General features: G+C 67.3%; 14 protein-coding genes. 5 read left to right on the plus strand and 9 right to left on the minus strand.

Annotated features, from left to right (window positions below; translation table 11 throughout):
- Positions 1-70: 70 nt before the first annotated feature.
- The 7 genes from FIV34_RS17850 to FIV34_RS17880 all read right to left on the minus strand — a co-directional run bounded on the left by FIV34_RS17850 (position 71) and on the right by FIV34_RS17880 (position 6,746).
- Complete coding sequence (locus FIV34_RS17850; protein WP_139984868.1) at positions 71-2,068, minus strand: ATP-binding protein; 1,998 nt, start codon at positions 2,066-2,068, stop codon at positions 71-73.
- Complete coding sequence (pdsR, locus tag FIV34_RS17855) at positions 2,065-2,754, minus strand: proteobacterial dedicated sortase system response regulator (RefSeq protein WP_139984869.1); 690 nt, start codon at positions 2,752-2,754, stop codon at positions 2,065-2,067. Before pdsR ends, FIV34_RS17850 begins: the two co-directional genes overlap by 4 nt.
- Positions 2,755-3,184: 430 nt before the next feature.
- Complete coding sequence (locus FIV34_RS17860) at positions 3,185-3,928, minus strand: SEL1-like repeat protein (protein ID WP_139984870.1); 744 nt, start codon at positions 3,926-3,928, stop codon at positions 3,185-3,187.
- Between the two features lie 27 nt (positions 3,929-3,955).
- Entirely contained in the window at positions 3,956-4,717 is a 762-nt protein-coding gene (locus tag FIV34_RS17865; RefSeq protein ID WP_139984871.1) for a hypothetical protein, read from the minus strand.
- 156 nt (positions 4,718-4,873) lie between these two features.
- Positions 4,874-5,548 (minus strand): ribulose-phosphate 3-epimerase, encoded by a 675-nt coding sequence (gene rpe, locus FIV34_RS17870; RefSeq protein WP_139984872.1) that lies wholly within the window; start codon positions 5,546-5,548, stop codon positions 4,874-4,876.
- Positions 5,549-5,619: 71 nt separating this feature from the next.
- Entirely contained in the window at positions 5,620-6,435 is an 816-nt protein-coding gene (gene djlA, locus FIV34_RS17875) for a co-chaperone DjlA (protein WP_139984873.1), read from the minus strand.
- Positions 6,432-6,746 (minus strand): c-type cytochrome, encoded by a 315-nt coding sequence (locus FIV34_RS17880; RefSeq protein WP_139984874.1) that lies wholly within the window; start codon positions 6,744-6,746, stop codon positions 6,432-6,434. Before FIV34_RS17880 ends, djlA begins: the two co-directional genes overlap by 4 nt.
- A gap of 82 nt (positions 6,747-6,828) precedes the next feature.
- On the opposite strand from FIV34_RS17880, the gene FIV34_RS17885 reads away from it, so the two are divergent.
- From FIV34_RS17885 to FIV34_RS17900, 4 genes are all read left to right on the plus strand, one after another.
- On the plus strand, positions 6,829-7,725 hold the full coding sequence (locus tag FIV34_RS17885) for a phosphoribosylaminoimidazolesuccinocarboxamide synthase (protein ID WP_139984875.1): 897 nt from the start codon (positions 6,829-6,831) through the stop codon (positions 7,723-7,725).
- 32 nt (positions 7,726-7,757) lie between these two features.
- Positions 7,758-8,225, plus strand: coding sequence for an Mpo1 family 2-hydroxy fatty acid dioxygenase (locus tag FIV34_RS17890; protein ID WP_139984876.1), 468 nt, complete (start codon positions 7,758-7,760; stop codon positions 8,223-8,225).
- Between the two features lie 2 nt (positions 8,226-8,227).
- Entirely contained in the window at positions 8,228-8,635 is a 408-nt protein-coding gene (locus FIV34_RS17895) for a hypothetical protein (protein WP_139984877.1), read from the plus strand.
- Between the two features lie 89 nt (positions 8,636-8,724).
- Entirely contained in the window at positions 8,725-8,907 is a 183-nt protein-coding gene (locus FIV34_RS17900; protein ID WP_139984878.1) for a DUF2061 domain-containing protein, read from the plus strand.
- On the opposite strand, the gene FIV34_RS17905 is transcribed toward FIV34_RS17900, so the two are convergent.
- Both FIV34_RS17905 and FIV34_RS17910 read right to left on the minus strand, forming a co-directional pair.
- Positions 8,884-11,013, minus strand: coding sequence for a beta-agarase (locus FIV34_RS17905; RefSeq protein ID WP_211352658.1), 2,130 nt, complete (start codon positions 11,011-11,013; stop codon positions 8,884-8,886). The genes FIV34_RS17900 and FIV34_RS17905 overlap by 24 nt on opposite strands.
- Positions 11,010-12,332, minus strand: coding sequence for an APC family permease (locus FIV34_RS17910; protein WP_139984879.1), 1,323 nt, complete (start codon positions 12,330-12,332; stop codon positions 11,010-11,012). Before FIV34_RS17910 ends, FIV34_RS17905 begins: the two co-directional genes overlap by 4 nt.
- Before the next feature lie 132 nt (positions 12,333-12,464).
- Between FIV34_RS17910 and FIV34_RS17915 the strand changes: the two genes are divergently transcribed.
- A complete protein-coding gene (locus FIV34_RS17915; protein ID WP_246058669.1) occupies positions 12,465-12,923 on the plus strand; it encodes an REP-associated tyrosine transposase in 459 nt (152 codons plus the stop codon).
- The last annotated feature ends 13 nt before the right edge of the window (positions 12,924-12,936 follow it).

Genomic DNA, 12,936 nt, shown 5'->3' on the forward strand with positions numbered 1-12,936 from the left:
CCCGTGGGGTCGGCCTTGGATTGTAGGGCCAATCTTGGTGTGTGCCCTACCCCGGGGCTGCCGGTTGCCCTCAGGCCAGCCGCTGTCGGGGCAGGCCTTTCAGGTGCAGGGTGAATGCCACGCCATCCTCGATGTTCCGCGCACTCGCGCTGCCCTGGTGCCGTTCGGCGACGAGGCGGACGACGTAGAGGCCGAGGCCGAGATGCGGTGCTTCGCCGGGCGTGGCTTTGTCGCGCAGGCTGACGAGGGAGTCGAACAGGCGGCCTTGCATGGCGGCGGGGAGTGGCGGGCCTTGATTCGCGAGTTCGACGTCGGCGCCGTCGGACGTGGGGCGCAGGGCGATGCGCAGCCACCCGCCGGGCGGTGTGAACGACACGGCATTGTCGAAGAGTTTGTCGAGCGCCTGCGCGATGAGCTCGGGCGAGACGTGCATCGTCACCGGCGCGTCGGGCAGTTCGACCTCGATGCTGCGATCGCCGGCGAGGCCGCGATAGCCTTCGGCGCAACCGCGGACGACATCGACGAGGTTCACGTCTTCGGCTTCCGCCGCAGCAATCGCCCGTTCCATGCGGCTGGCTTCGCTCATCGCACGCACCAGCGCACCGAGGCGGGCGACGCCGTCGCGGGCACGCGCGAGGTACGGCTCGGCTTCGGGCGGGAGGCCGGCATGGTCGAGGTTATCCAGCGAGGATTTGACGATGGCGAGCGGGGTCTGCAGTTCGTGCGAGAGTTTCGAGGCCAGCGTACGTAGGTAATCCGTGTATCCGCCGACCACGTCGAACAGGCGCGCGAAGCTGCGGGCGAGGTCACCGAGTTCGTCGGTGGCATCGATCAGCGGGAACGGGCCATCAAGGCGGCCGTCGTTGTCCTGCGCGCGCTCGGCGGCGTTGCGCAGGCGACGCAGGCGGAAGGTGAGCCGCGTGGCGAACAGCAGCAGCACGCCACCGGCCACGAGGAGCACGCCGAAGCTGGTGAGCAGCAGGCCGAACAGCGCGCGATTGGCCAGCAGCGGCACCGCGCGGCTGGGCTGTTCGAGCAGCACCACGCCGTGCAACTGGCCACGCTGGGTGATCGGCATGGCCGCGGCGAGGACGACACTGCTGCGCGCTTCACCCGCGCGCCATGCCGTTGCCGGCTTGCCGGCCAGCGCCGCACGCACTTCGGGCAGATCGATCTTCGGCGCGTCTTCCGTCCACGCACTGTTTTCGGCCAGTCGCGTGGCGAGCAGGGAGCGATACACCAGCGAGGCAAACCAGCCGGGCTGTTCGCTGGCCGGCGTGTCGGGCAGCGTGAGGCGACCGGTCTGCGCCATCAGCCAGGCATCGGGCGAGAGAACGCGTACACGCACGCCATCGGGCGCCAGCCGGGCCAGCTCCTGCGACAGCGCGGGCGAGAATTCGAGCAGCGGACGCGTGTCGGCGCTAAGCGGTTCGGGATCGCCATCGGCGGCGATATGCACGCCCACGCCGAAACGATCCAGGCGCAGGCCACGCGGCAGCTTCAGCTCCACGCGGAAACCACCGCCGTCTTCCTGCCACTGCGCGTTGATGCGGTCGGGCAAGACGCCGGCTTCCGGGTCCAGCGCGATGGCGGTGGTGGCACCCGGCGCGGCGCTGGCCAGCAGGTACCGCTGCGCGTCTTCGTTGCTGGCGATGGAAAGGATCAGGTGGTCCGCGCTCATCGCCAGGCGATCGGCGGCGTCGGCGCGCTGCCGACGCGAGGTGCGCACATCCACGGTGAAATACAGCCAGCGATCGTCCTCGGCGAACATCACCTTGGCGTGGCTGCCGAGCGGCTGGGCCCACGGGCTGAGCGGCGCCCAGTCGTCGGCGTAACCGTCCACCGTGATCGGCACGTTGGCGGTCTGCACGTACCAGGTGCTGCCTGCCGGCGGCAGCGGCGCATCGACCACGACGAGGCTGCGTGCGAGCGCGCGTGCGGACGCCACCAGCGCCTGGGCCTGGCCTTCGCGCAGCAGGGTTTCCATCTGTCGCACATAGAGCCAGCCGGCGACGGGAAGCGCCAGCGTGCACAGGGCAACGAGGAGGAGTTTTTGCCGAAGGGTCACGGCGTCCAGCGATAGCCGACGCCATGCACGGTTTCGATGGCATCGAACTCCGGCGCCAGCGCGATGAACTTCTTGCGGATGCGCTTGATGTGCGAAGTGATGGTGGCATCGTCGACGACGAGCTCGGCTTCGCGCATCAGCTGGTCGCGGTTTTTCACGTGGCCGGGGAAACGCACCAGCGTGTGCACCATCCAGAATTCGGTGACGGTGAGCGGGATCTCGGTGCCGTTCCAGGTGATGCGCATGCGCTCACTCTCCAGCACCAGCGGGCCGTGGGTGATCACGTTCTCGGTGGCGGTGGGCTTCTTCAGCGATTCGATGCGGCGGAACAGCGCGGCGATGCGCGCGGCCAGCTGGTGCAGGCTGGTGTCCTTCGACAGGTAGTCGTCGGCGCCCAGGCGCAGGCCGCTGATGACGTCGAAATCCGAATCGCGGGCGGTGAGGAAGATGAGCGGCAGCGTGGCCGACTTCGCGCGCAGTTCGCGGCAGAGGTCGAAGCCGCCTTCCGGCTCGTCACCCAGGCCGATGTCGATGATGACCAGCTCCGGCAGGCGCATGGCGAAGGCCGTGGATGCCTCGGCGCGCGAGCCATAGCCGCGGGCCTCGTAGCCGAAGCGGTTCAGCGCCTCGACGTAGTTGGCGCGGATGAGGGGTTCGTCTTCGACAATGGCAATGCTGCGGCCCATGGAGGTTCCGTTTGGAGGGTTGGCGAGCGCTAAGGTGCAATGGCTGCCCCCGGGGCGCAAGGTCCCTGCCGCATTTGCCCGTGTTTTGCCCGTAGACGCACCGCTGCACGGCCTACACGAAGCCTTTGCCCGCGTTTTGCCACAAAGAGCCTGTGGATTGCCTCACATGGGACGCCCCGGGACCCGCGCCGGGCGCTGCAATGGCACCGAACCAAAAAGAAGAACGCGCATGAAAACCAAGCCCGACGCCGACAACACCGAACTTGAACGCAACTTCGAGCCCCTGCGCGTGACCCTTGCGCTGGGCGCCCTGCTGCTTGGCCTGCTCTGCGGCCTGCACTGATCCCACCCTGTTCCCCGTGACGCTCCTGTGGTGTGGAGCTTCCTTCACTCCCCCAGCCCTTGAGGCCGGGGGAGTTTTTTCTGCGCGTCAGTTGGAGCTGGGCAGCGGCGGTGTGGCTGCGGGCTCGGTCTTCTTTATCGACGGCAGCTGGCCCAGCGGTACCAGCTCGGCATCGCCCACCCACACGTGGGTGTCGTAGCCGGCGAAGAACATGTCGCGCTCGTTCTTCATCCGCTGGGTGATGGTGAGGCCCGAGACGACACCCATGGTGATGCCGTTGATGTACACGCCACCGCCGAAGGCCACGGCCGTTTCCAGGTCGCGGTAGGCGCGGTTGAAGCGCTTGTCGGCACGGGCGGCAGCGACCTTGTCGGCATAGATGGGCGTCATGTCGCGCCAGTACGCATCCGCCTGCGCGCGCTGCTCGGGCGTGAGCCGCTGGTAAGCCGACACGAAGGTCTGTTCGTATTCCGGCGCGTGCCGTTCGGCCGCGATAGCCAGCCAGGCCACGCCAAGCGGCTGGTTGGCGGCCACGTGGTCACCGTTGAAATACATCACGCCCAACGCGTATTGCGCCGCCTTGCTGCCCCAGCGTGAGGCCGATTCCAGGCTGTCGCGAGACATGCTGTAGCGGCCCGCCCAGAAGTGCGAGCCGGCCTCGCAGAAATAATAATCGCCGGGGAGGAAGCGCTCGAGGCCATAGGGGCAGCCATAGAGCAGGTTGGATACGACGAGTTCCTGCCCCGGCAAGGGCTGGGGCCGGGTGGCCCGGTGACATCCGCCAAGCAGCACGACCGCGGCGATCATCGACGCCGTGAGTAATCCCTTCATGCCAACTCCCCTTTGGAAAGAACGCGGTTAGTTCTGCTCGTTGGTGGGTGTGCGCTTGACGACGTCGGCAATCGGGACCAGCTGGGCATCGCCGACATAGACGTTGGTGCGCCAGCCTTCCAGGGCCACGGCTTCGCGCGTCTGCAGGAAGCGACCGAGGGAGAAACCGCTACTGCCGTAGGCGGCATCGGAGAAGTTCACGCCGTTGGTCATCTGGAACCCGGTGACGCCATCCATGAACACGGAACCGCCGAAGTCGACGGCCCAGGCCAGGTCGCGGTAGGCGCGATCGAAGCGATTCTTGGCGCGGGTGGCGGCGACGTCGTCACCGTAGGTCTTCTTCAGGTCCTGCCAGTACGCGTTGGCCTGGGCCAGTTCCTGGGGCGAGACCTTGCCATAGGCGTCGACGAAGGCCGGCTCGTAATCGGGGCTGTGGCGCTCGGCGGCGAGCGCCAGCCAGGCCAGGCCCAGCGGGCGGTTCTTCTCGGCGTGGTCGCCGTTGAAGTACATGACGCCGAGGGCGTACTGCGCGGGCTTGCTGGCCCAGGCGGCGGCGTTCTTCAGGCTTTCCCGGGCGCTGCCGTCACGGCCGGACCAGAAGTCGCGGGCCGCATCGCAGAAGTAGTACTCACCGGGAATGAAGCGCTCCAGCGACGTGGGGCACAACTGCAGTGCCTCGGCGACGGTGCTGCGTTTCTGGTCCGGAAGTGGCGTCGGGCGTTCGCCTGCAAAGGCGCCGCCGGCGGCGAGACAGAGGGCGGCCAAGGCCGCGATACGTTGGACGGACATCTGACGGACTCCTTTCACCATGCCGGCGTTGATCCCACGCCAGGGGCCGCGAGGCGTATTAACAGTACTCCTCGGTTTGCTTTTGAGTCGTGAAAATTTGTTTATACCCGGGGTCAACCGCACGTCCTTGCGGCGGGTTGACCTCGGCCGGGGCGGTTAGCCCTTGTCGATCGCCGCGTGCATCCGGCGGATGACGTCCGCGTAGTCCGGCGCATTGAAGATGGCCGAGCCGGCGACGAAGGTGTCGGCGCCCGCGGCGGAGATCTGGCCGATGTTGTCGGGGGTGACGCCGCCATCCACTTCCAGGCGGATCTTGCGGCCGCTGGCGTCGATGCGTTCGCGCACGTGGCGAATCTTGTCCAGCGCCGAGGGGATGAACTTCTGCCCGCCAAAACCCGGGTTCACCGACATGATCAGCACCATGTCGATCTTGTCGAGCACGTAGTCCAGCCAGTTGAGCGGCGTGGCCGGGTTGAACACCAGGCCGGCTTCGCAGCCTTCGCCCTGGATCAGCTGGATGGTGCGGTCCACGTGCTCGGACGCTTCCGGGTGGAAGCTGATGCTGCGTGCGCCGGCCTTGGCGAAATCCGGGACGATGCGGTCCACCGGCTTCACCATCAGGTGCACGTCGATGTGTTCGGTGATGCCGTAATCGCGCAGCGCCTTCAGCACCATCGGGCCGATGGTGAGGTTCGGCACGTAATGGTTGTCCATCACGTCGAAGTGCACCCACTGGGCACCGGCGTCTAGCACCTTGCGCGTGTCGTCACCCAGGCGGGCGAAGTCGGCGGAGAGAATGGACGGGGCGATGACGGGGGACTGCTTGGCCATGGGAACACCCTAATAAAGGAGACGTCGTTTCACCGTAGGAGCGGAGCAGGATACATCCGGGCCTTACCCGATTACTTGAAGCCACGCTCCGACTTGACGCGCTCGTAGGCGGCGTTGATCTCGCTGGCGCGCGATTCCGCGCGGCGGCGCATGTCTTCGGGGAGGTCGCCCAGGCGGTCCGGGTGGTGCTCGGAAATCAGCTTGCGGTAGGCGCGCTTGATCGCGCGCTCGTCGGCGTCGCGCTGAATGCCGAGCACCGTGTACGGGTCCGGGCCCTGGGCGTTGCGCTGCGGGGGCACGTAGCCGCCACCACCGTGGCCACCACCGTAGCCGCGGTTGGCGCCGGCACCACCGTTCCAGGCGTAGCCCTTCATGGCCATCAGCGCCATGAGCTCCATGTCGCTCACGCGCAGGGCAAAGGCCAGCTGGCGGAGGAGGGCCATCTTCTCCGGCGAGGGCGAGGCGCCTTCGGCCAGTACCGTCTCGATGATGACGTCGATGACCGGGAAGGCATGGTCACGACGGTGGCCCACCCACTGGCGCAGCTCGTCGATCACTTCGCTGGCGTTGTATTCGGGCTGCTTGCCTTCGTTGAAGGCATCGATGGCCCGGCGACGGTCGTCCTGGTCCAGGCCCATGCGCGCCATCAGGCGCTCGGCGATGGCGATTTCCGCCTCGGACACCCGCCCGTCGGCCTTGGCCACCGCGCCGATCAGGGCAAACAGCGGGGCCACGTAGCCGCCCTGGACGGGCGCACGGCGGCGCTGCTGTTGCTGGCGGCTGGCGTCGAACATGAAACCGAGGGCGCCGCCGATGAGGGCACCGAGCATGTTGTGGGTAAGCCACATGCCCAGGACAGCGCCGATAAGTGTGCCGGTGAAATTCATGGAGCGCCCTTGGAGGGGGTCTGGGCGGCGTACCACTGGGCGAGCTGGTCGATATCCGCATCGGAAAGAGGGCCGGCCATGGCGCGCATCACGGGGTGGTCCCGGTGGCCATCGCGGTATTGGTGCAACGCTGCGCGCAGGTAAACCGCCTTCTGCCCGGCCAGGTGGGGGGCATCGGCATTCGTCGTCGCCACGCCATTTTCGCCATGGCACGCCGCGCACATGCCCAACCGCGCCGGTTTCGCGGGCGGGGCAGCGAGTACAGGGGCGGATAAGGCCAGGGCGAGTGCCGCGGTCGTCAGTTTGCGCATGGGCGAGTTGTTGGGGCTGTAACTCGGAATTCTAGCAGGTGGCTACAATAGCCAACTCCCCCGCCTTCACCGGAGCGCCCTCGTGCCCACCACCCTGAGCCAATCCGACCTGCCCGGCCTGGAACTGATCCACCGCGGCAAGGTCCGCGATGTCTACGCCCTGCCCGGCAACCGCCTGCTCATGGTGGCCACCGACCGCCTCTCCGCGTTCGATTCGGTGCTGCCGGACCCGATCCCCGGCAAGGGCGAGATGCTCTGCCAGATCTCGAACTTCTGGTTTGAGAAAACCGCCCACCTGATCCCGAACCACCTCACCGGTGACGACGTGGCCTCGGTGCTGCCCCCGGGCGTGGACGTGGCCCTGTACGCGAAGCGTGCCGTGGTGACGAAGCGGCTGAAGCCGGTACCGGTGGAAGCCATCGCCCGCGGTTACATCATTGGCTCGGGCTGGAAGGACTACCAGGCCACAGGCGCCATCTGCGGCATCACCCTGCCGGCGGGCCTGCAGCAGGCGCAGCAGCTGCCGGAACCGATCTTCACCCCGTCGACCAAGGCCGCCGTGGGCGACCACGACGAGAACGTGAGCTTCGATGCCGTGGTGGCCGCGGTGGGCGAAGACATGGCCAACGCCGTGCGCGATGCCACCCTGAAGATCTACAAGTTCGCCGCCGAATACGCCGCTACCCGCGGCATCATCATCGCCGACACCAAGTTCGAGTTCGGTACGGATGAAGACGGCAAGCTGTACATCATGGACGAGATGCTGACCCCGGATTCCTCGCGCTTCTGGCCGGCGGAGTCCTACAAAGTCGGCATCAGCCCGCCCAGCTACGACAAGCAGTTCGTCCGCGATTACCTGCTGGACATCGGCTGGAACAAGGAGCCGCCGGCACCGAGCGTGCCCGCCAGCGTGATCGAAGGCACCGCCGCGAAGTATGCTGAGGCCCTCGACAAGCTCGCCGGCATCCGCCTGGACTGACCGGCCCGCTTGCGCTCCACGGGGGAATGACCATGCGCGACGCGGCTACCTGGTTCGGCAATTACAGCCAGGACCACCAGAACCCGACCAACCGGCTGATCCACTGGGTCTGCGTGCCGGCGATCACCTGGACGGTGATCGCCTTCGTCTGGCTGATCCCCGTCCCGCCCGGCCTCGGCAAGCCGGGCCTGTGGGCGGTGCTGGCGATGTTCCTGGCGTTCCTCTTCTACTACTACCGGCTGTCGCGGGTGATCGGGCTGGCCATGGCCGGCGCGTTCATCTCGCTGGGCTTCCTCACCGATTTCCTCTACTACGCCCTCGGCCCCTCCGGCCTGGCCTGGACGGCCGCCGTGGTGTTCGTGGCGGCGTGGATCGGCCAGTTCATCGGCCACAAGATCGAGGGCCGCCGGCCGTCGTTCTTCACCGACCTGCAATACCTCCTGATCGGCCCGGCGTGGCTGATGAGCAAGGCGTTGCGCCGCGCGGGCAAGGATTACTGACGGTGCAGACCCTGCTCACGCTGTTCTCGGCCGCCATCTGGTGGGTGATCTATTCCAGCGCCGCGGCCGTGGTGCCGGCGGTAATCGTCTTCTTCGTCCTGCGCTGGCTGGAGAAGACGGCGGTGGTGTTCAACCGCGCCTACCTCGCCAGCCTGATCTGGGCCCTGCTTGCCGTGCTCACCGGCGGCCTGGTGATCGCCGCCCAGCACGGGCAGGCCGTCGGCCAGTCCATCTTCGTCCTGCCGTGGATGCGTGCCGCCCTGGTGGTGGACATGCTGGTCGGCGCCTTCCTCATCTGGCAGCTGGTGCCGCGCATCGACGCCCGCCGGGTGAAGCCGGCCAACGCCTGCATGGCGGTGGCCATGGTGATGGTGGTGGCGCTGGTGGTCGGGACGACCATCCACCGATAAGCCGGGCCTATCGCGGCGATCCAAAGGATCACTTGGACACGGCGGTAGCCGTCCCCATAATGAGAGTCATTCTTATTAAGGAGGCGGCCATGGCCCGCAAGATCAAGTACGCGGCGACGCATTTCAGCATCGCCTTTTCCATGAGTTACGCGGTGAACCAGAACGTGGCGATCAGCGCCCTCGTGGGCGTGGCCGAGCCGCTGGCCTTCGCGTTTGGCCGTTCGGTGATCGGTGAGACCCGTACCGGCCTAGCGGTGGCTCCCGCCGCCTGAGGCCCCTGCGCCACCGCCGACCCGCCCGTTCGTGACCGTCACGGCGTGGGTGAATCCCTCGAAGGGAATGTCGGTGATGCCGACCAGGCCGATGTGCGCGTTCTCGCCATCGAGGACGCGGCCGGTGACGGGCTGGTCGACATACTGGAACCAATGCGTGCCCACCACGACGCCCGACGCCGCCGCGGCGTCGACAAAGCGCGCGTAGGCCTTGCCGCGCTCGTCTTCGCTGGCCACCGCCGCCACGCCGTTGCCGAATGGCCCGCGATCGCTTGAGCCGAAGTGAAATTCCGTCAGCAGGACGGGCTTATCCCAGCGCTTGAACTCCGCCACGTCGAAGCCGTGCTCGGGCAGGTCGGTGTAGGTGTTGATGCTGGTGACGTCGGTGTACTTCGCGCTCATTTCTTCCGCTTCCGGCGTGCGGATCGCGAGGCGACCGCCGAGGAAGAGATGGTGCGGGTCGGCTTTCTTCAGCGTCTCGGCCACCGTGCGGAAATACTGCTCGGCGTAAAGCTTGCCGAAGGCGATGTAGTCCGCGGCGATGGCGGGGTGTGCTTCGCTCGGGTCCGGTGCCTTGAAGCCTTCCGCATTGAGCTGATCCCAGGTGGTGATGGCCAGGCCCCACGCTTTCGCGAAGGCGGCCGCATCGCCGTGGGCCTTTTTCAGATACGCAACGAAGGCCTGCTTCGCCGGGCTCTGCGGGCCCTGCGCCAGGCTGCCGGTGGATAGCGCCCAGCGGCCTTGCGGGCCCTGCCCTGCCCACGCCAGTTCGTTGTCGGCGAAGTAGCCGAGCAGCCAGGGATCATCGACCTTGCCCTTCGTCGCGTTGGCCACCGCCTGTTGCGCGGCCTTGGCGAAGCGCGGATCGAACGGATCCGGCATGCGGCCCCAGTAGTCGTAGCCGGTGCTCACCGTGTTGAAGTCGCCCTTGATCAGCACCGGCACCGTGTAGGCGATGCGCTTGTCGCCAGCGAACGCCGGATCGCTCCAGTTGCCGAGCGTGTTGAAACGCCAGGCCTTCAGTCGATCCAGCGTGCGCTTGCGCCAGCCCGCTTCGACGTCGTTGCCCAGCGTACGCGCGAGGTTGTTGCTGTACACGTCCCACCACAGGCCGTGGTTCATGCCGTTGTCGCGCTGCGAGCCGTTGTCGCTGCGGCTGTCACTGCTGCCGGTGAACGGGCTGCCCGCCGCCGGCGCGGCCGTGAACATGAACTCGCGGCCCTGCACATACGTGCGGCCATCGGTGTGGTTCACCGCGTTGACGCCGAGCGAGAAGAAGGCGTGGCCTTCCGGCGTGACCAGCCACCAGCGGTCGCCCTGCTTCTGCACGCGGAAGAAACCGGAGGCGTGCATCGTCGGCAGGTCGGTGCGGCCGCCGAAGCGGTCGAGGCCGGCCGTGCTTGCCGGCGCCGCCGGCGAGCTCGTCCGTTGCCGCAGGGCCTCGTCGCTGGTGATTTTCTCGGGCCATGTCGCGCGCCTGTATTGCCCGTATTGGTCGACGATGCCCGTGTAAGCCGCGCGCAGATCCGCATCGCCCGGCACCGCCTCCAGCGTGCCCATCAGCACCGTTTGCGCGGCGCCCGGTTGCGGCATGGAGAGCGTGACCGAGGTGACCTTCGCCGCATCGATGGCCCCGTCGGTCGACAGCGCGACGAGGCGTTTGGTCTTGCCGTCATCAAAGGGCATCGGCGGGCCCACCTGCATGCCGAACGCGCGCGGCGATGTCGCCGTGAGCGGCACCGACAGCGTCTGCGGCGGGCCGGGCGGCAATCCCACCGTCGCCTTCAGGTGCTTCTCGCCGGAGGCGACATCCACGATCAGCGTGACAGGCCACGGCATGCCGTTCTGCACGCGCAGGCGAAGCGTGCCGTTGGCGGGCCATGCCCAAGTGCCCTGCCCCGGCGCCAGCACCAATGCGGGGGACGGCGATGGCGTGTAGGTCACGGCCACCAGGTCGCTACCGTCGGCGGCCTTGCGCACCGTCGGATCAAGCGTCGCGGCGGTGGGCGTGATGCGCACGGCGGGCGTGGGATGCGCGAGGTTGATCTCGGTCGCGTGGGCGCCGAGGGTGCACCCGGTGAGCAGAAGGCAGGTCAACGTCTTCATCGGTTCAGGCGCTTGCGCCAGAGGTAGTACACCGGCACGCCCAGGGCGATGATCAGCAGGCTCATGCCCGCGTTCTGCGGCTGGGTGATGGCGGTGGCGACGATGACGCAGAGGACCGTGGTGGTGAAGATCAGCGGCACCCACGGATAGCCCGGCACCAGGTACGGCGAGGGCTCGGACTTCAGCTTGTTGCGATACCAGAAGATGGTCGCGATCCCGAACGCGTGCGACAGCCACTCACCCACTGTCGTGTAGTCCACCAGCGCTTCGAAGCTGCCCGACAGGATCAGCGCGATCGCCCACGCGCCAAGCACCATCAGCGCCACGCGCGGTGCGCCGGACTTCGCATCGATGCGCGCGATCGGCCGGAAGAACATGCCGTCCGCACTCATCACCTGCAGCACGCGCGCACCGCCCGCGATGGCGATGCTGCAGTAACCGAACGTGGAGCAGGCGATGCCGACGGCGATGACCGTGGCACCCGATTCGCCGAACACGCGGCGCATCAGGTCCGCCGCCGGCGCGGTGCTGGCGGCGAGGCCCGCATGGCCGAGGCCGGCCATGTAGGCGATGTTGATCAGCACGTAGCAGACGACGACGCTGGCCATGCCCAGGCCGAGGGCGCGCGGCAGCGTACGCTGCGGATCACGGACTTCGCCGGCGAGGTCGTTGAGGTAATGGAAACCGCCGTAGGCAAACATCGCCGGCAGCAGCGCGCCGATCACCATGCTCGTCGGCACGTCGTGCGTCGGGTCCGCCGCGAAGGCGAGGCCGAGATGGCCGCGGGCGAGGTACAGGCCCACCGCGATCAACATGGCCACGGCGCCGAGCTTCAGCACGGTGAAGATGTTCTGCACCCAGGCACCGGCGCGGATACCAAACAGGTTCACCAGCACGATGAAGCTGATGGCCGAGACGGCGACGGGCTTCACCCACTCATGCGGCAGGCCGACGGCCCGCGTGGCGTAGTCGGCAAAGGTGGTCGCCACGGCGGCGACACTGCCCGGGTAGTTGATCAGCGCCATCGTCCAGCCGAACAGGAACGCCGGCAGCTGGCCAAAGGCCTCGCGCAGGTAGACGTAGGTGCCGCCGGCCTGTGGGCGCCGCGCGCCGAGTTCGGCGTAACAGAGCACCCCGGCCAGGGTCAGCAGGCCACCCAGGGCCCAGAGGATGATGACCTCCGTCCCGGAACTGGTGCTTTTGGCGACGGCGGCCGGCGTGCGGAAGATACCCGCGCCGATGACACCGCCGATGACGATCATCGCGGCATCCCATGTGCCTAGGCGACGGAGGTAGTGGGCTGGCTGGGGTGCGGGCATCGGGGGACCATGCCATAAATCGGCGGGTGTTTGCGAGATGCGGACGGCAGGGTCACGGCGCGGCGTCGGCTTACACGACGCAGGCGTTTTCTCCGATGGGCCGAGGCCTGCCGGGGCGGCACGCTGAGCCCCATGACGATCATGAACGGACAAGGCGCCCTACGGAAGGGCCGGGTATCTGAACCCGGGCGCGTTTACCTGGTCACCTGCGTGGCGTGGAACCGCGCCCCGGTGTTTCGCCACTACCGAGCGGCACGGGCGGCCTCGCGGGCCATCCACTCTCCGAAAAGCTGGGGCGATGCCCAGTGCCTGGCCTGGGTACTGATGCCCGACCACTGGCATGGGCTCATCCAGGTGGGAGAAGAGGATCTCTCGAAAGTCATCAACCGGCTGAAGTCGCGGGTATCGAAAGCGATTCGGGCAGAAGAAGGCCGGCGCTCACCTCTGTGGCAGCGCGCATTCCACGACCGTGCGCTACGCCACGACGAAGACGTGCGCGACGCCGCGCGATACATCGTGGCGAACCCCATACGCGCCGGCCTCGTACAACGCGCCGGACAATACCCCTATTGGAACGCCACATGGCTGTAGGAGCCCACCCTGT

It is taken from the genome of Luteibacter pinisoli (genome assembly GCF_006385595.1).
Lineage (GTDB): Bacteria > Pseudomonadota > Gammaproteobacteria > Xanthomonadales > Rhodanobacteraceae > Luteibacter > Luteibacter pinisoli.

Excerpts from the sequence above, each read along its gene's own strand:
- pdsR (WP_139984869.1), bottom strand. The coding sequence starts at position 2,754 with ATGGGCCGCAGCATTGCCATTGTCGAAGACGAACCCCTCATCCGCGCC.
- FIV34_RS17860 (WP_139984870.1), bottom strand. The coding sequence starts at position 3,928 with ATGAAGGGATTACTCACGGCGTCGATGATCGCCGCGGTCGTGCTGCTT.
- FIV34_RS17865 (WP_139984871.1), bottom strand. The coding sequence starts at position 4,717 with ATGTCCGTCCAACGTATCGCGGCCTTGGCCGCCCTCTGTCTCGCCGCC.
- rpe (WP_139984872.1), bottom strand. The coding sequence starts at position 5,548 with ATGGCCAAGCAGTCCCCCGTCATCGCCCCGTCCATTCTCTCCGCCGAC.
- djlA (WP_139984873.1), bottom strand. The coding sequence starts at position 6,435 with ATGAATTTCACCGGCACACTTATCGGCGCTGTCCTGGGCATGTGGCTT.
- FIV34_RS17880 (WP_139984874.1), bottom strand. The coding sequence starts at position 6,746 with ATGCGCAAACTGACGACCGCGGCACTCGCCCTGGCCTTATCCGCCCCT.
- FIV34_RS17890 (WP_139984876.1), top strand. The coding sequence starts at position 7,758 with ATGCGCGACGCGGCTACCTGGTTCGGCAATTACAGCCAGGACCACCAG.
- FIV34_RS17900 (WP_139984878.1), top strand. The coding sequence starts at position 8,725 with ATGGCCCGCAAGATCAAGTACGCGGCGACGCATTTCAGCATCGCCTTT.
- FIV34_RS17905 (WP_211352658.1), bottom strand. The coding sequence starts at position 11,013 with ATGAAGACGTTGACCTGCCTTCTGCTCACCGGGTGCACCCTCGGCGCC.
- FIV34_RS17910 (WP_139984879.1), bottom strand. The coding sequence starts at position 12,332 with ATGCCCGCACCCCAGCCAGCCCACTACCTCCGTCGCCTAGGCACATGG.
- FIV34_RS17915 (WP_246058669.1), top strand. The coding sequence starts at position 12,465 with ATGACGATCATGAACGGACAAGGCGCCCTACGGAAGGGCCGGGTATCT.